The sequence below is a fragment of the Terrabacter sp. Ter38 genome, assembly GCF_024519435.1.
Taxonomy (GTDB): domain Bacteria; phylum Actinomycetota; class Actinomycetes; order Actinomycetales; family Dermatophilaceae; genus Terrabacter.
Window position 1 is genome coordinate 323,155 of the sequence record NZ_JALJRZ010000005.1, and the last position, 16,389, is coordinate 339,543.

The 16,389-nt window shown below is 69.7% G+C and carries 17 protein-coding genes; 8 read left to right on the plus strand and 9 right to left on the minus strand.

Translation table 11 applies throughout. The features are described 5' to 3' along the window. Positions 1-4: 4 nt before the first annotated feature. Positions 5-997 carry a class II fructose-bisphosphatase gene (gene glpX / locus NR112_RS13245; protein WP_256794763.1) on the minus strand — a complete coding sequence of 331 codons (993 nt, stop codon included), beginning with the start codon at positions 995-997 and terminating at the stop codon, positions 5-7. Positions 998-1,093: 96 nt separating this feature from the next. On the opposite strand from glpX, the gene NR112_RS13250 reads away from it, so the two are divergent. Further along, positions 1,094-1,771, plus strand: a complete 678-nt coding sequence (locus NR112_RS13250; RefSeq protein ID WP_256794764.1) for a DUF4245 domain-containing protein — start codon at positions 1,094-1,096, stop codon at positions 1,769-1,771. Positions 1,772-1,834: 63 nt separating this feature from the next. On the opposite strand, the gene NR112_RS13255 is transcribed toward NR112_RS13250, so the two are convergent. Together NR112_RS13255 and xseA are read right to left on the minus strand one after the other, a co-directional pair. After that, a complete protein-coding gene (locus NR112_RS13255) occupies positions 1,835-2,125 on the minus strand; it encodes an exodeoxyribonuclease VII small subunit (RefSeq protein WP_256794765.1) in 291 nt (96 codons plus the stop codon). Positions 2,126-2,135: 10 nt separating this feature from the next. Continuing rightward, the gene (gene xseA, locus NR112_RS13260; RefSeq protein WP_256794789.1) at positions 2,136-3,524 is read right to left on the minus strand and encodes an exodeoxyribonuclease VII large subunit; all 1,389 of its coding nucleotides are present in this window, start codon (positions 3,522-3,524) and stop codon (positions 2,136-2,138) included. Between the two features lie 212 nt (positions 3,525-3,736). Between xseA and NR112_RS13265 the strand changes: the two genes are divergently transcribed. Continuing rightward, complete coding sequence (locus NR112_RS13265; protein ID WP_256794766.1) at positions 3,737-4,771, plus strand: 4-hydroxy-3-methylbut-2-enyl diphosphate reductase; 1,035 nt, start codon at positions 3,737-3,739, stop codon at positions 4,769-4,771. 31 nt (positions 4,772-4,802) lie between these two features. Here NR112_RS13265 and NR112_RS13270 read toward each other — a convergent pair whose 3' ends face one another. Beyond that, positions 4,803-6,509, minus strand: a complete 1,707-nt coding sequence (locus tag NR112_RS13270; RefSeq protein ID WP_256794767.1) for a substrate-binding domain-containing protein — start codon at positions 6,507-6,509, stop codon at positions 4,803-4,805. Between the two features lie 182 nt (positions 6,510-6,691). Next, complete coding sequence (locus NR112_RS13275) at positions 6,692-7,951, minus strand: DNA recombination protein RmuC (protein WP_256794768.1); 1,260 nt, start codon at positions 7,949-7,951, stop codon at positions 6,692-6,694. Positions 7,952-8,092: 141 nt separating this feature from the next. Here NR112_RS13275 and NR112_RS13280 point away from each other — a divergent pair, with 141 nt between their 5' ends. The 3 genes from NR112_RS13280 to ychF all read left to right on the plus strand — a co-directional run bounded on the left by NR112_RS13280 (position 8,093) and on the right by ychF (position 10,630). Next, the gene (locus tag NR112_RS13280) at positions 8,093-8,941 is read left to right on the plus strand and encodes a thioesterase family protein (RefSeq protein WP_256794769.1); all 849 of its coding nucleotides are present in this window, start codon (positions 8,093-8,095) and stop codon (positions 8,939-8,941) included. After that, on the plus strand, positions 8,938-9,477 hold the full coding sequence (locus NR112_RS13285) for a histidine phosphatase family protein (RefSeq protein WP_256794770.1): 540 nt from the start codon (positions 8,938-8,940) through the stop codon (positions 9,475-9,477). Before NR112_RS13280 ends, NR112_RS13285 begins: the two co-directional genes overlap by 4 nt. Before the next feature lie 67 nt (positions 9,478-9,544). Continuing rightward, positions 9,545-10,630 carry a redox-regulated ATPase YchF gene (gene ychF / locus NR112_RS13290; protein ID WP_256794771.1) on the plus strand — a complete coding sequence of 362 codons (1,086 nt, stop codon included), beginning with the start codon at positions 9,545-9,547 and terminating at the stop codon, positions 10,628-10,630. A 20-nt stretch (positions 10,631-10,650) separates the two neighbouring features. On the opposite strand, the gene NR112_RS13295 is transcribed toward ychF, so the two are convergent. Then, the gene (locus NR112_RS13295; protein ID WP_256794772.1) at positions 10,651-11,769 is read right to left on the minus strand and encodes a site-specific integrase; all 1,119 of its coding nucleotides are present in this window, start codon (positions 11,767-11,769) and stop codon (positions 10,651-10,653) included. 231 nt (positions 11,770-12,000) lie between these two features. Between NR112_RS13295 and NR112_RS13300 the strand changes: the two genes are divergently transcribed. From NR112_RS13300 to NR112_RS13310, 3 genes are all read left to right on the plus strand, one after another. After that, positions 12,001-12,309, plus strand: coding sequence for an AlpA family transcriptional regulator (locus NR112_RS13300; RefSeq protein WP_256794773.1), 309 nt, complete (start codon positions 12,001-12,003; stop codon positions 12,307-12,309). 682 nt (positions 12,310-12,991) lie between these two features. After that, complete coding sequence (locus tag NR112_RS13305) at positions 12,992-13,249, plus strand: type II toxin-antitoxin system Phd/YefM family antitoxin (protein WP_256794774.1); 258 nt, start codon at positions 12,992-12,994, stop codon at positions 13,247-13,249. Between the two features lies 1 nt (position 13,250). Then, entirely contained in the window at positions 13,251-13,508 is a 258-nt protein-coding gene (locus NR112_RS13310) for a Txe/YoeB family addiction module toxin (RefSeq protein WP_256794775.1), read from the plus strand. A gap of 247 nt (positions 13,509-13,755) precedes the next feature. Here NR112_RS13310 and NR112_RS13315 read toward each other — a convergent pair whose 3' ends face one another. The 3 genes from NR112_RS13315 to NR112_RS23200 all read right to left on the minus strand — a co-directional run bounded on the left by NR112_RS13315 (position 13,756) and on the right by NR112_RS23200 (position 15,729). After that, positions 13,756-14,448, minus strand: coding sequence for a hypothetical protein (locus NR112_RS13315; RefSeq protein ID WP_256794776.1), 693 nt, complete (start codon positions 14,446-14,448; stop codon positions 13,756-13,758). Positions 14,449-14,494: 46 nt separating this feature from the next. Further along, positions 14,495-14,734: a hypothetical protein gene (locus NR112_RS13320; protein WP_256794777.1), complete on the minus strand. Its 240-nt coding sequence runs from the start codon at positions 14,732-14,734 to the stop codon at positions 14,495-14,497. A gap of 473 nt (positions 14,735-15,207) precedes the next feature. Continuing rightward, positions 15,208-15,729: an RNA polymerase sigma factor gene (locus NR112_RS23200; protein ID WP_374512368.1), complete on the minus strand. Its 522-nt coding sequence runs from the start codon at positions 15,727-15,729 to the stop codon at positions 15,208-15,210. Between the last annotated feature and the right edge of the window lie 660 nt (positions 15,730-16,389).

Here is a 16,389-nt window from a genome sequence, read left to right on the forward strand (position 1 = left end):
GTCCTCACTCCTCGATCATGTCGGTGGCGCCGAACCAGCCCGGGCGGTCGAAGCGGTGCTCGCTGTCGATCGTGCGGATGGTGCCGCTGCGCGAGCGCATGACGAGGGAGTTGGTGCGCGCCGACTTCGCGCCGTAGCGCACGCCACGGAGCAGCTCGCCGTCGGTGATGCCGGTCGCGACGAAGAAGCACTCACCGACGACGAGGTCGTCGGTGGACAGGACCCGCTCGAGGTCGTGACCGGCGTCGAGGGCCTTCTGGCGCTCCTCGTCGTCCTTGGGCCAGAGCCGGCCCTGGATGACGCCGCCGGTGCACTTGATGGCACAGGCGGCGATGATCCCCTCGGGGGTGCCGCCGATGCCGAGGAGCAGGTCGACACCGGTGCCCGGGCGAGCCGCCATGACGGCGCCGGCGACGTCGCCGTCGACGATGTAGCGGATGCGGGCGCCCGTGTCGCGGATCTGCTCGGCGAGGTGCTCGTGGCGCGGCCGGTCGAGCATGACGACCGTGACGTCGGCCGGCGTCTCCTTCTTCGCCTTGGCGATGCGCCGGATGTTCTCGGCGACGGGGAGCCGGATGTCGACGACCTCGGCCGCCTCGGGACCGGTCGCGAGCTTGTCCATGTAGAACACGGCCGAGGGGTCGTACATCGCGCCCCGGTTGGCGACGGCCATGACGGCGACGGCGTTGTTCATGCCCTTGGCCGTCAGCGTCGTGCCGTCGATCGGGTCGACGGCGACGTCGACCTCCGGGCCGGTGCCGTCACCGACCTGCTCGCCGTTGAAGAGCATGGGGGCGTTGTCCTTCTCGCCCTCGCCGATGACGACGACGCCGCGCATGCTGACGGTCGAGATCATGGCTCGCATCGCCTCGACGGCAGCACCGTCGGCCTTGTTCTTCTCGCCGCGGCCGACCCAGCGGCCTCCGGCCATGGCCGCTGCCTCGGTCACCCGGACCAGCTCGAGAGCGAGGTTGCGGTCCGGCTGGCTGTGCTTCATCAAAGGTCCTCCGTCGGCGCAGAACGAGTCGGCGCCAGCCTATCGGTGGCCACACCCGCGTTTGGACCGCGTCCGGGTGTCGGGGACCATGGGGGCATGAGCACCCCGTCGACGCCGTCGACACCCCCGGCAGAGACCACCCCCGCTCCGGCGACCGAGTCACCGGAGGCCGAGGGCTCCACGTCGTCCGCCGCTCCGACGAGCCGCTACTCGCTCGGGACCTTCCCCAACATGTTCCGCTCGATGTTCGTCATCGGGCTGTTCGTGCTCGCGCTCGTCGCGATCGTCCCCCGCATCACCCAGGTGCAGCGCCCGGCCGTCGATGCGGCCGGCAAGGCGAGCCAGGTCGCGGCGCAGACGTCCTGGCCGGTGCAGCTGCCGAAGGGCCTCGGCGACGGCTGGGTGCCGACCGTGGCGACGTACGCGCCGGGCACCGAGAAGGTCCAGACCTTCACGACGGTCTGGACGACCCCGAGCGGCAAGGACATCGCCCTGAAGCAGGCGGCGGGCGCGACCCAGGGGTGGGTCGCTCGCTCGGTCGACGACGGGGACGCCGCCGGCACCGTGACGGTCTCGGGGCGCACGTTCGAGAAGTTCGTCGCGAACGACGCGGGCCAGGTCGCCTACGTCGCCCGCGGTGACGGCGCTCGCGGGCTGACGCTCGTGGCGAGCGGCACCGCGCCGGAGGACGAGCTCAAGGCGTTCGTCGCGGCCCTCGCGCCCGTGACGCCCGCGCCCGGCGTCACGCCGGCGCCGTCGACCACGACCGGCTGACCCGACCCCGTCAGGACCCGTCGGTCAGGGGTGGCTATCAGGACTCGTCGGTCAAGGTCGTCGTCAGGACTCGTCGTCCTCGTCGAAGATCTCGTCGTCGGCGTGCAGCTCCCCGGCCGGTGCGGCGGGAGACGTCGGACGCGTAGCGCGCTCGATCTCGGCCTGGGCGCCGTCGAGCCACGTCGCGCAGTGCGCGGCCAGCGCCTCACCGCGACGCCAGAGGTGCATCGAGTCCTCGAGCGGCGCCTGCCCGGCCTCGAGCTTGGCGACGATCGCGATGAGCTCCTCGCGGGCGTCCTCGTAGCGCATCCCGGCGATGTCGGGGAAGCCGTCGGTGGTCGTCGCGTCAGCCATGGGCGCCACCCTACGGCGTGGCGGCGTCGCCGCCTCCGGGCGGCTCCGGCGGGGTGTCGGGCTCCTTGCCCGCGCGGGGCGCGCGAGACGAGGCCGCCTTCCTGGCAGGGGCGTTCGTCGGCTTCCGCGCCGCGGTCCTGCGCGTCGGGGCCTTCGGCGGGGCGTCCTCGGCGCCGGCGGTCACGGGGCGCACGCCGAAGTCGCCGCGAGCGACGCGGACCCGGAGCAGCTCGCCGACCCCGACGTCGTCCTGGTCCATGACGATCCGGCCGTCGCGGTGCTGCACGACGGCATACCCGCGCTCGAGGGTCGACTGAGGCGAGAGGGCCACGACCTGGCGACGGAGGTGTTCCGCCTGGTCGGCGGCGCGGTGCAGTCGCGCCTCGACGCGCGTGGTGGCCCGCGCCCGGAGGGCGGCGACCTCCTGGCGACGCACGCGGACGAGGGCGACCGGGTCGGCCATGACGGGACGCGAGACGAGGGAGCGCAGCCCGGACCGTTCGGCCTCGACGCGGCGCACGAGCGCGCGGCGCACTCGGTCGCATGCCGCCTCGACGAGGGCACGCTCGTGGGCGGCGTCGGGGACGACCTTCTTGCCGGCGTCGGTCGGTGTCGAGGCCCGCCAGTCGGCGACGAGGTCGAGGAGCGGCGTGTCGACGTCGTGCCCGATGGCGCTGATGACGGGAGTGCGGGCTAGGGCGACCGCACGGACCATCGCCTCGTTGGAGAAGGGAAGCAGTTCCTCGAGCGCACCCCCGCCACGAGCGATGACGATGACGTCGACGGACGGCAGGGCGTCGAGCTCGCGGAGCGCCTCGACGACCTCGGTGACGGCCGACGTGCCCTGCACGGCGACCTCACGGATCTCGAAGACGACGGCGGGCCAACGGCGCCGGGCGTTCTCGACGACGTCCTTCTCGGCCGCGGAGTTGCGTCCGGTGATGAGGCCGACCCGCTGTGGGAGGAAGGGGATCGGTCGCTTGCGTCCGACGTCGAAGACGCCCTCGGCAGCGAGCGTGCGCTTGAGGATCTCGACGCGGGCGAGGAGGTCGCCGATGCCGACAGGACGGATCTGGCGTGCCTCGAGCTGGAGGGTGCCGCGCTTGCTCCAGAACGTGGGCTTCGCCTGGAGCACCACCCGGGCGCCCTGGGCGAGCGGGATCGGCATGGCGTTGACGGCGTTCATCGGCACGGAGACGGACAGGGACATGTCGACGTCGGGGTCGCGCAGGGTGAGGAACGCCGTGCCGCCGCGCGGGTTGAACTGCACGACCTGGCCCTCGACCCACAGCTGGCTCATCCGGTCGACGTAGTCGGAGATCTTGAGGCTGAGCACCCGCACCGGCCACGGCTGCTCGGCCGTCGTGTCGGCGGCCTTGTCGGGCAGCGGGCTCGTCATGCTCACCGGGTCACCCTAAAGGTGTTGCCGGGTCCGTGTGGCGCACCTGGCGTCGGCGCGGTGGTCCCGAGCCTGACGAGACTGTGTTGGTGGCCGACCGGTGCGCGCTGGGCTCGGTCCGCTCGATGGACCGCGTAGAACTGGCTCCGTGGGGAGGGCCACCGGCTCGGCACGGATACGGCTGAGCAGCGCGGCCCCCGTACGATGGGGCCATGAGCGAGCCAGCCGACCAGACGTCCGCCAAGAAGGTCCTCCTCGCGGCGCCACGCGGCTACTGCGCCGGTGTCGACCGGGCGGTCGTGACCGTCGAGAAGGCCCTCGAGCTCTACGGTCCGCCGGTCTACGTGCGCAAGCAGATCGTGCACAACAAGCACGTCGTCACCACGCTCGAGAAGCGCGGCGCGATCTTCGTCGACGAGACCGACGAGGTGCCCGAGGGCGCCACCGTCATCTTCTCCGCCCACGGGGTGGCCCCTGTCGTGCACGAGGAGGCGCGGGTCCGCAGCCTCAAGACGATCGACGCGACCTGTCCCCTCGTGACGAAGGTGCACCGCGAGGCCGTCCGATTCGCCGACGACGACTTCGACATCCTCCTCATCGGGCACGAGGGACACGAGGAGGTCGTCGGCACCGCCGGCGAGGCCCCCGAGCACATCACGCTCGTCGACGGTCCCGACGACGTCGACAACGTCACCGTGCGCGACCCGGAGAAGGTCGTCTGGCTCTCCCAGACGACCCTGTCGGTCGACGAGACGATGCAGACGGTCGCCCGCCTCAAGGAGAAGTTCCCGGCGCTGCAGAGCCCGCCGTCCGACGACATCTGTTACGCCACCCAGAACCGCCAGCTCGCCGTCAAGCAGATGGCCAAGGACACCGACCTCATGATCGTCGTCGGGTCGCGCAACTCGTCCAACTCGGTGCGCCTGGTCGAGGTCGCGATCGAGCACGGCGCCCGGGACGGGCATCTGGTCGACTTCGCCGACGAGATCGACGAGGCGTGGCTCGACGGTGTCTCGACCGTGGGCGTCACCTCGGGTGCCAGCGTTCCGGAGGTGCTCGTGCGCGACGTGCTGACGTGGCTCGCGGAGCGTGGCTACGGCGAGGTCGAGGCGGTCATCGCCGCCGAGGAGTCGCTGCTCTTCTCGCTGCCCAACGAGCTGCGCCGCGACCTCAAGGCCGCCAAGGGTGAGGACGCCGGCACGGTGCGCCACGACGCTGCCTTCGAGGACTACGGCTCGCTCCACTGACGCGGGGACGCCCTCGCGACCCCGCAGCCGGTCAGCCTCCGAGCGCCGTGGTCAGGGCCGGCTGGAGGTCCTCGACCGTCCCCGTCGAGACGTACTGGCCACCTATGATCGCCACGACCTGGCGCATCGCGGCCTCGTCTACGCGACCACCGATACCGAGCACGACGACGCGGACCGGCCGCGCCGGGTCCTTCGCAGCGACGAGACGCTTCTTCAGCAGCTCGAGGGTCAGGCCGTAGTCGTCCTCGTTGGGCCCGTCGGCGACGACGATGAGGGTGTTGGCGTAGCCGGGCCGCCACGCGGACCGGGCGCGGTCGTAGGCGGCGGCGATGGTGTCGTAGAGCCCACTCCCGCCCCCGACGTAGGTGTCGAGGCGGGCGACGGCGTCGTCCAGCGCGCCGAGGCTCTTGCTCACGCCGAGCCTGCCGTAGTCGGTGAGCTGTCGGTAGTCGTCGGCGCGGCTGCCGACGTGGAGCGAGTAGATCCACAGCGACGCGATCGTGGTCGGGGAGATGGCGGCCACCGCGCGTGCCGTCGACTTCTGGACGATCGCCAGACGCGTGCCGTTGTCGGTGCGCTCGAGCATCGAACCGGAGACGTCGACGGCGAGCAGGGCCTGGGTCTTCCTCGCCGCGGCGTTCCACAGCCCGGCAGCCTTGGTGAGCGAGGCACCCTCCGCCTCGCCGGCCACGCGGATCTCGCCGTACAGCGGCGACGGGTCCTTGGGGTCACCATCGGCTGTGCGAAATCCGCTGTCCTGCAAGACCTTCCGGGTGTCCGCGGACCTGAGGTAGTGCTCCAGCGCGGTGACGGGGCCGGTCATGGCCGGATCTTTCGTCAGCGACACGAGGGAGTACTCCAGGGCCGGGGCTCCCTCGGACGGCGCCACGGCCGCCAGCGCCTGGTCGGGGTGGGCGGCGTTCCACGCGACGAGCTGAGCCTGCGAGACCAGGGCGCCGACGCTGCGGTCGGCTGTCGCGATGCCGGCGAGAGACACGCCACCGGCGCCGGTGGGCGCGGACGTCGCCGCGAGCGTGCGCAGCCTGGCGTCCGGGAGCGACGTCGACGCGACGCCCAGAGCGATCCGCGCGATCGCCGACCGGTTCGGGTCGGGGATGCGCATCGGCACCGGACCGCCGAGCAGGTCGGCCCAGCGCAGTCGGCTTCCGAGGCCGGACGCGGTCTCGTCCCTCATCGCCACGAGAACGGCGCTCGAGGCGAAGGGCTCGCCGGGGGTGACCGTGGAACCGGAGACGGCGTTCGCGCGGCCGACCCAGACGGAGGAGTCGGGGATCCACGCGTCCGGGCGCCCCGCACCGCCGAGCGAACCCGCGACCGAGAAGGGCTCGTCGGAGTCGATCGTGTAGGCCGCGCACGGGCCGTCCGAACGTCCGGCGAGGGACTCGGCGGCGGCGGCCACCGCCGGCGCGATGGCCGGGGCCACGGAGACGCGGACCTTGACCGGGTCGGCGCACGCCGCCGGCTGGGCAGCAGTGGTGGGCAGGGCGGTCAGGACCTCACGGGGACCGACGTAGCGGAAAGCGCCGTAGGCGACGCCGGCGACCAGCGCGAGGGTCGCGACGGCCGCGATGGCGCGCGAGCGCCGGCGACGGCGGGCATGCTCGCGATCGGCCGCCTCGAGACGCTCGCGCGACTCGCGCAGGCTCTGCTCGTACGGACCGATGCGCCGCGTCGGCGCGCTGGAGTCCTCCGGACCCGGGCCCCCCGCCCTGGTCACGATCTACCCAATCCCACGCGCGTATTGTCCGCGGCGTCGTCGCAGGTGTCCACTTCCCGGACAAATGGAACATCAGCGTCGAGCGACCGATCTGTCTGCCGCACAGGAGGGCCCACGACTGCACACCGATGAGCCCACGACGGTGCTCCCGCCGTCGAACCGGCCGCGCCGGGCCGTCCGGCTCAGGCGGACTGCTCGCTGGGGTCGGCGTCGGACCCCTGACGGGAGTCGACGCCGCCGGAGTCCGTGCCCTTCTGGACCACCGCGCCGTCGCGTCCGACGGTCCGGCCCAGGAACGCGTCGTCCCGGGCCGTGCGCCCGAGGTCGTCGGTCAGCTCCGCCGCGCTGAGCGAGCGCGGTGCGACCTCGAGCGGCTCGAGGGCCGGCGGCGCCTCAGCGGTCAGGTGCAGCTCGTGCATGCGTCGCGCCGTGACGAGCACGCGCGACTCGAGGGTGCCGACGAACCGGTTGTACTGCTCGACGGAGCGCGACAGGGACTGGCCCATCGTCGTCACGTGCCCGCCGAGGGTCGTCAGACGCGCGTAGAGGTCCTGACCGATGACGAGCAGCTCGCGGGCGTTCTGCTCGAGGGCGTCCTGCTGCCAGATCGCCCCGATGGTGCGCAGCACGGCGAAGAGCGTGCCCGGAGAGGCGAGGACGACCTTGCGCGACAGGGCGTGCTCGTAGAGGCCGGGGTCGTCGGAGAGGGCGGTCGCGAGGATCGCCTCGCCGGGGACGAAGCAGATGACGACCTCGGGGGAGCGGGTGAAGGCCGTCCAGTACGCCTTGGCGGCCAGACCCTCGACGTGCCGCCGCAGAGAGGTCGCGTGGGCGGCGAGCAGCTCGGCACGCTCGACCTCGGACACGGTGTCGCCGTGGGCCTGGAGGAAGTGCGCCATCGGCGCCTTGGAGTCGACGACGACGTGACGGGAGCCGGGGAGGTTGATGACGGCGTCCGGTCGCACCGTCGCGCCGTGCCGGCTGACGCGCGTCACCTGCTCGTCGAAGTCGCAGCGGGCGATGAGGCCCGCCAGCTCGAGCACGCGCCTCAGCTGGACCTCGCCCCACGCGCCGCGGACGGTGGAGGCGTTGAGGGCGCTCGCGAGCGTCGCCGTCTCGGAGCGGAGCGACTCCGTGGACCGGCTCACCTCGGTGAGTCGCTCGCCCAGCTGGCCGAACTGGAGGGACCGGTCGCGCTCGAGCGCCCCGACCTGGCGCTCGACCCGGCCGATGGTGTCGCGCAGCGGAGCGAGCAGGCTCGCGGTCGTGTCGTCGACGTCGCGGGCGGCCTCGAGGTCGGCCACCCGCTCTCGGAGCACGTCGCGCTCGGCCTCGGCGCCGGCCGACCGGGCGAGCAGGGCGGAGCGCGCCGAGAGCCAGGCCAGCAGGCCCCCGAGGAGTGCCCCGATGACGAGCCCGACGAGCAGAGCGGTGAGGTCCATGCGAGCACCGTCCCAGACGGCGCCGACACCCTGGGGACGCGACACCCGTTCACGTCGCAGACGGCTGTGGCGGGCACGACGTGGCGGACGGCATACGCCCGGGGTGGGCGGGCCGTCGGGGACGTCTGTTACACCTTGTCCGTGAGCGAGTACGACGACGCGACCCGGCTCGAGACCGGCGACGACCCCACGCAGCGGCACGGCATCTTCCACGAGGAGTGGATGATCGGCAACGCCGTCAACGGCGGGCTCGTCATGGCGACCGCCCTCCGTGCCCTCGGCGGGCACCTCGCCGCCGACCCGACCGAGACGACCGAGCACGTCGACCCCGTCGTGCTCTCCGCCTACTTCATGACGGCCTCGCAGCCCGGACCGTTCACCATCACCACGGAGGTGATGCGGTGCGGCCGGAAGCTCTCGACCGGGCAGATGACGATCCACCAGACCGGCGACGACGGCCGGCCCGTCGAGCGGATGCGCGCCATCGGCTCGTTCGGCAACCTCACCGACCTCGACGTGCAGCGCCAGGCGAGCCCGCCCGAGATGCCGCCGCCGGAGGAGTGCGTCTCGGCCGAGCAGGCACCACCCGACTTCCTCGCCAACGCGAAGTTCCTCGAGCGCCTCGACCTGCGCCTCGACCCGAGCACGGCCGGGTGGGCGCTCGGCAAGCCCTCGATGCGCGGGGCCATGCGCGGCTGGCTGCGGCTGCGCGACGGCCGCGAGCCCGACACGACGATGCTCATGATGGCGCTCGACGCCCTCCCGCCCGTCGCCTTCGACCTCGGGCTCTTCGGCTGGACGCCGACGCTCGAGTTCACCGGCCACGTGCGTCGTCGGCCCGCGCCCGGCTGGCTGCAGGTGACGCTCGGCAGCGACACCCTCGGCGGCGGGATGATGGAGGAGGACGCCATGATCTGGGACGCCGCGGGCAACCTCGTCGCACAGTCCCGCCAGCTGTGCGGCGTCCGGCTGCCACGGGCCGCCGGGTGAGTGTCGAGCTCGTCTACGAGACCCACTCGATCACCGACGACAACGAGGCCGGGGTCGCGACCGGCTGGCTCCCCGGTCGGCTCTCCGAGGAGGGTCGTCGCCTCGCCGCCGAGCTCGGGCGACGGCGACCCGCGACCGGGTTCGCCGCGGTCTACACCTCGGACCTGGCCCGTGCGGTCCAGACGGCCGAGCTCGCCTACGGCGGCACCGACGTGCCCCGGCACGCCGACGTCCGGCTGCGCGAGTGCGACTACGGCGAGCTGAACGGCGGACCCGTCGCCGACCTCGAACGCGTGCGGCTCGATCACGTCGACGTGCCCTTCCCGGGCGGTGGGCAGAGCTACCGCGACGTCGTCGACGCGACGACGGACCTGCTGCGCGACCTGCGGCGCGACCACGAGGGCGAGCGGGTGCTCCTCATCGCCCACTCCGCCAACCGCTGGGCGCTCCAGCACCTGCTCGACGGGGTGCCGCTCGAGCAGCTCGTCACCGCGCCCTTCGCGTGGCAGCCCGGCTGGGACTGGACGCTGGCGTGAGCGGGGGAGGGCGGCATACGCCCTCGTGGTCGGCGCGGGCTGCGATCGCCACTAAACTCTTGTCCTCGTGGCACTCACCATCGGAATCGTCGGTCTCCCCAACGTCGGCAAGTCGACGCTCTTCAACGCGCTGACCAAGAACAACGTGCTCGCCGCGAACTACCCGTTCGCGACGATCGAGCCCAACGTCGGCGTCGTCCCGCTGCCGGACTCGCGCCTCGGCGCGCTCGCCGAGATCTTCGGCTCGGAGAAGATCCTCCCGGCCACGGTGAGCTTCGTCGACATCGCCGGCATCGTCCGCGGCGCCTCCGAGGGGGAGGGGCTCGGCAACAAGTTCCTCGCCAACATCCGCGAGGCCGACGCGATCTGCCAGGTCGTCCGCGCGTTCGAGGACGGCGACGTCGTCCACGTCGACGGCAAGGTCAGCCCTGCCAGCGACATCGAGACGATCCACACCGAGCTGATCCTTGCCGACCTCCAGACGCTCGAGAAGGCCGTGCCCCGCCTCGAGAAGGAGGCCCGGGTCAACAAGGACAAGAAGGCTGCCGTCGACCTCGCGGTTGCCGCGCAGAAGGTCCTCGAGGAGGGCCACACGCTGTATGCCGCCGGGCCGGCTGCCGGGGTGGACCTGGCCGAGGCCAAGCAGCTCGGTCTGCTGACGACCAAGCCCTTCATCTACGTCTTCAACCTCGACGAGGACCAGCTCGCCGACGCGGAGCTCCAGGCGTCGCTGCGTGAGCTCGCGGCGCCGGCCGACGGGGTCTTCCTCAACGCCAAGCTCGAGATGGACCTCATGGAGATGGAGCCTGACGAGGCGCTCGAGCTGCTCCAGAGCTTCGGGGCCGAGGAGTCCGGCATGGACCAGCTCGCCCGCACCGGCTTCCACACGCTCGGACTGCAGACCTACCTGACGGCCGGCCCCAAGGAGTCGCGCGCGTGGACGATCGGCAAGGGATGGACTGCGCCGATGGCCGCCGGGGTCATCCACACCGACTTCCAGCGCGGGTTCATCAAGGCCGAGGTCGTCTCGTTCGACGACCTCGTCGCGGCGGGGAACATGAACGCCGCCAAGGCCGCCGGGAAGGTGCGCATCGAGGGCAAGGACTACGTCATGGTCGACGGCGACGTCGTGGAGTTCCGCTTCAACGTGTAAAGCCGCAGGTCAGAGCCTGTTTAGGTGTCATCTGCCCTCACGGTGCCCTCACCAGAACCGAGCACCTCTGCCACGAGTCGGGCCGACGCGTCGCGGACGCGGTCCTCGGCTGACGGCCACAGGTGGGCATACGTGGTCAGCGTGGTGGTGGACTTGGCGTGGCCGAGGGCCCGCTGGACGGCCACGACGTCGCAGCCGGACGCGATGAGACCGGACGCGAAGAAGTGGCGCAGGTCGTGCAGCCGGACCCCCTCGACCCCGGCTCTGGACAGCGTCGTGCGCCACCGGTAGCCGACCGTGTTCTGGTGCGGCGGGATGCCCTCCACGCTGGCGAAGAGCCACCCGTCGAAGAGGCCCAGCTCGACGTGCTGGGCGAGCATCTCGATGAGTGCGTCGGGGACGTGGACGGTGCGCTCGGAGTTGTACTTCGGCAGCCGGATGTCGAGCTCGCCGCCCTCGAGGCGCTGGACCTGCCGGCGGACGTGGACCTGGCGGCGCAGGAAGTCGATGTCGCCGACCTGGAGCGCGGCGGCCTCACCGAGGCGTAGCCCGGCGAAGGCGCACAAGGCCACGAACGCCCGGAAGCGCAGGTCGCAGGCCTCGAGGATGCGCCGGAGGACCTGCGGCGCCGGGATCGTCATCGCGGCTTCGCGCTTGCGCAGACGGGGCAGGCGGACCTGGGCCGTGGGGTCGGTTGCGATCATCCCGTCCCGCACGGCAGCTCGGAACACCGAGCGCACGTTGACGAAGCGGGTCTTGATGGTGCCCGGCGCCAGGGCCCGCGGTCGGGCGGCGGTCGGCATCGTCATGGACTTCACCCATGCCTCGACGTGGCTGGGCCGGACTCGACGCAGATCGATGTCGGCGAAGGTGGTTGACCGGGCTGCGAGCGTCATCGCCTTCCGGGTCCCGTCGGTCCATACCTGGTCGCGCTGCCACGCCTCGAAGTAGCGGAAGAAGGACACCTTCCCGGCCTGCGGGTCGACCCACCGTCCGCGGTCGAGGGCATCGAGCTGCTGACGCCTCCACCGCACGGCGTCGGCCTGCCGGGGGAACGACCGCTCGTGCTGCCGGCCCGTTTCCGGGTTGCGGTAGCGGGCGCGCCAGGACCCGCCGCGGCGGCTGATCCCCTCAGGCATCGTCGTCCCGGATCTGGGGTGCGGGCGAAACCATGCCGTTCCTCTCCGAGACTCGCCACGGTAGCCGCCTCCGCTGACCACGGTCGAGCGCGGCTCGTGGCTGTCTTCGGTTGTTCCGCAGTGCTGGTCGGTGGCGAGGGTCTCGGGGCCACGGCTGATCGCCCGGTGCGGATGGGACGGCATTGGTCGGTGACCACCCGAACCCGTCATCGTCACGAGGAGTTGACCGTCATGAGGCAGAACTCGAAGGGGCAGGAGCAGCTCGGCCTGTGGGACACGCGCCGTGAGCAACAGCTCGCGCCTGAGCGCCCAACCGACAAGGCGCCTGCGCTGCCAGCGCATCGGCCCAGCAGGCCGGTGGAGTACCAGGAGCTGTGGACCATCGAGGACGTGTCGGCCTACCTCGGAGTGCCCAAGCAGACGATCTACTCGTGGCGGACCACGGGCTACGGCCCGAAGGGGATCCGGATCGGTAAGCATCTGCGGTGGCGGGCCGCGACCGTGATCACCTGGACCCTCGGTCTGGAAGAGACGCAGTGACGTCGGGCAGTCGCGGAGCGCTGGCATGTCCTCGATGCGGTCTGCCGATCGTGGAGCAGCGGCCGCGCCGGCCGGGCCGACCCCGGCGCTGGTGCTCGCGGGAGTGCCGGCGGGCTGCGTCGGAGGAGCGCCGCGCTGCGGAGAGCGGAGCCATCGGCGTCCGCTTCATCGAGCCGGACGTCCCGATCGAGGACCACGTCCGGGCCGTCCTCGCATCCCCGGCGGCGTGCAGGCGGGTGCTCCGAGAGCTGGGGGAGCGGGCCGCCCGCGGCGAGCTCCTCGACGGTCGGTGGACCAGCGTTTTGAGCGACCTTGAGCACCTGCGAAAGCCGCAGAACCAGACGCCCGGTGGGCCGCGATGGGGCCGGTGACGTGATTTCGTCCGCCGAAACCCGACCGACAATGCATGAGGTGTGTGTGACATCGGCTTTGGCCTTTCGGCGGGGGTACGGCGTCGGCTGAGCGGTCGAGGACGGGTGGTGTGTTCAGGGGCAGGGCGCCGACACCTGGCGGGGACCGTCGATACTGGTGTCAGCGCGGACTGGCGACGCGGCAGAGGGAAACGTCGCCTCCGCGACGTGGTCGGACGTCGTCCGACGAAGACCGTATGAGTGCATCGTCGGGTCCACCCGGTTGCCTCGAACCCCAAGCGGACGTACAATTTCCTGTACAGGAGGCTGCCATGAAGACAATGAGCTATACCGAGTCCCGTGCCCACTACGCCGAGGTGCTCGACGCCGTCGCCAACGACCGCGAAGAGGTCGTCATCACCCGTGCCGGGCACGAGCCGGTTGTGATCGTCTCTCTCGACGACTACGAGTCATTGCGGGAGACCGCCTACCTGATGCGCTCGCCAGCCAACGCCCGACGCCTGCTCGACGCGATGGAGCGCCTCGAGGCCGGCCGAGGCCAGGCCCAAGATCTCATCGAGACCGAGTGACGTGCTGCTCGTCTGGGACGAAAATGCTTGGGAGGACTACCTGTGGTGGCAGGCGCAGGACCGCAAGGTGCTCAAGCGCATCAATGCCCTGCTGGTCGAAATCCAGCGCAACGGCAACGAAGGAATTGGCAAGCCCGAGGCGCTGAAGCACGACTTCGCCGGCTACTGGTCCCGACGAATCACCGACGAGCATCGCCTCGTCTACAAGATCACCAGCGATGAAGTCCGCATCGCTGCCTGCCGGTACCACTACGGATAGCCGCTCGATCTGCGGCACGTCCGTGCGCTCACAGGGAGACATCCTCCGTCCCCGTGAAGACAAGTCTGGCATTGCTGGCGTTCGTCGAGGTAGCCGATAGGTCGCCGGCGATGGACTCCTCGAACCGGATCACGGTCGCAGTGGATTCAGCCCGCAGGGTGGTCGCCTCCCCGAGCCGGGGTTGTCGCCGCCGTTCGTGTAGCGGAGCGATTGGGGGTCGCACCAGCAGACGGCGGCGCGCGAAAGGCTAACCGCCGCCGTAAACGAAGTTCGTTGCAATGTCGCCAGCGTCGGACGAAAAGAAGTCGACGGCATGAAAGGTGGTTCCTGAGAAGTAGCTCCAACTACCATACCGGTACTGGAGAGTTCGGAGCGGCGCTTGACCATGGGCTGCAAGGCCATGCATTCGAGTGCACTTATAGTCGACTTCACCGTTGAATGCAGGAGCGTTCAGTGAGTGACCATATTCACTTTGCCCAATGATATCTCCCTGAAACCACACGTTGAATCTATTGGAACCGTCTAGTGGATTTGTGATCATGAACGAATAGACGGTATCCCAACTGAGGACCGCACCGGCATGGAGGGTTTCGCCAGTCGGAGTGTTCTCGCCCCAAAAGACTCTAGGCTGCGTCGTCGTAGGGAGGTTGCTGGCGCGTCCCAAGTACCAACCCGCTTGAACGAAGGCGCCACCACCGGACTGGTTGAACATGTAAGTATCGGCCGCGATCGGCCGGTCTGCGTCGTAGTTGTAAACATCGGTCGGGTTTGGAGTCCGGATGGTTGATGCCACCCCAGTTGCGACCGAGATGTTGAGCGCCCTCGTCCCTGCTCGATACAGGGCGAACGTGCATAGAAAGGCAGCGGCTGTATCGGCCGTCGCGCCCGCCGATCCAACCGCGAACAAGACTGCAATCAAGGACCTAACCTTCATGTGCATGGCGCATCCTCCCATCGCGGCTGGCCGGCCGGCAGGCAACGACTCATCATTTGATGACTACCGAGCCCAAGACTCCCCAACTCGATCCCGGACCCTCGGGCGAATCGACCGGGTTCTTGACGCCGCACACCGACGGAAACGGCCAGGTCGCATATCCGACAATGTCGTAAGTCCCGGCAGCAACACCAATTGGGATGGCCACTTCCGGCGAGACGCTCCGCTGGTCTGGCGCCAGCTTCAGTTCGGATGACTGTGCCACGGCCTTGCTTCGTTCGCGATCGTCCATGTTCAAACCATGGGGTAGGACAAAGAGTTGGAAGCTGAGCAGAGGTCGATCCGAAGGTGAAGGCGAAATCTGCGACGGCAGCAACAACGATTGACCCGGGACCGCGACCACTGGCGTGGTAAGAACTCCATCGATATTGTGAGGACCCTCGAGAAGGGGCAACCCCGGAGGGCACCCCGGAGCCATATGAGCCACGCGCGGGGCTTCAATGGCTTGTGTGCTGGTCGCGCCCACGCCGGACGCATCGTTTCGCGGATTTGAGTCACGGTTTAGGCCATAGGAGACGCCCACAAGGGCAGCGACGGCAGCGATGCTGGCCGCCGCCAGCGCTAGGCGGCGCGACGATCGGTACGGGCGCTTGCGCGCGGCGCCACCGGCACCCTGGGAAGCATTGAGGACGTCTTCAAGGGGAGGCGGTTGGACGTTATTTGCAAACGCACGCATGACTGATCGTGCCCTGTCCTCGGTGGAAGTCATAGTCGTTTACCTTTCGTTCCAGCCCGAAGCACTTTCATTGCTCGGTGCAGCGTGGATTTCACGGTTCCAGGGCGGCATCCCATCACCTCGGCGATCTCAGCCTCCGTGAAATTTTCCAAGTAGCGAAGAGTTATTGCTATTCGCTGCCGATCGTTAAGGCCTGTCAAAAGCTCGAGGAAAGCTCGCTCGTCCGGAGCCTCGCTTTCCGCCGCCAGAGGTTGGCGCCGAACAATGCCCTCACGCCGCCGTTGCGTGCGCAGGTAGGAGAGACAGTTGTTTACGACGGCCCGGCGCAGCCAGCCTTCGGGCCTACTGACCGTTGTCCGATGCGTCCAAAGCTGGGCGTAGGCATCGTGGACTCGGTCCTCCGCCACGGACCGGCTGCCCACGGTTGCCACAGCCAGGGCGAGCAATCCGGCGTAGGTGCGGCGGTACAACGCATCGAAAGCGGACTGCGCAGCGTCCGTACCGACAACGTCCTCGTCGCGTCTCACATCGGTCACACTCCCTAGGTGCACCAACCCGGACGTAGGTTCCCTCGTGACACAAACTGCTTCCCGCAAGCGGATTTCCAGTTGACCACAGTTGCGCCCCCCTGAACCCTGGGAACCAGATGTCTACTCCTTCGGCGCCTCCGGCGAGGGGTGGCCGACCGACTCGTCAAGCTGAGGACTATGACAGCAAGTGCCCGGCAAACCCCCTGAACTAAGTTCGAGGTCTGCCGGGGGCGCGAGTGAGTTGCTCTTGGTGGCACTGACCCAGGCCAGGCCAGGCCAGGCCAGGCTGTCCGCTGTCGCGTATCTCGTCGCCGCCCGCCCCATGCGGCTATCCACAAGTTCGCCGGGACGCTGGGCCTGAGCCCTGGCCGACCGGGCGAGTCTGCTCGCCGCCCTGCTAGCTCGGCGTCAGGGTCGACGCGACTGGTGCGGGACCACGTCGCTGCCGGGGGACTCGAACGTCCGGTCATCGGCTGCTTGTTTCATTGACGAAGGATCGGTGCCTGGCAAGGCTCGGTTCAGGCGTCCGGGCTGTCGCTCTCACATCGGCTGCTCACTCTCGGGTGTGGCTCTCATTTGGTGTCGACAACGCTCGAAAATGAGGCCGATCCGACGTTCTAAATCGGGGCCACCGGTTCGTGGTTTCTAGTCTGCCGTGTCCTGGGTTCTGATGCTGGGCAG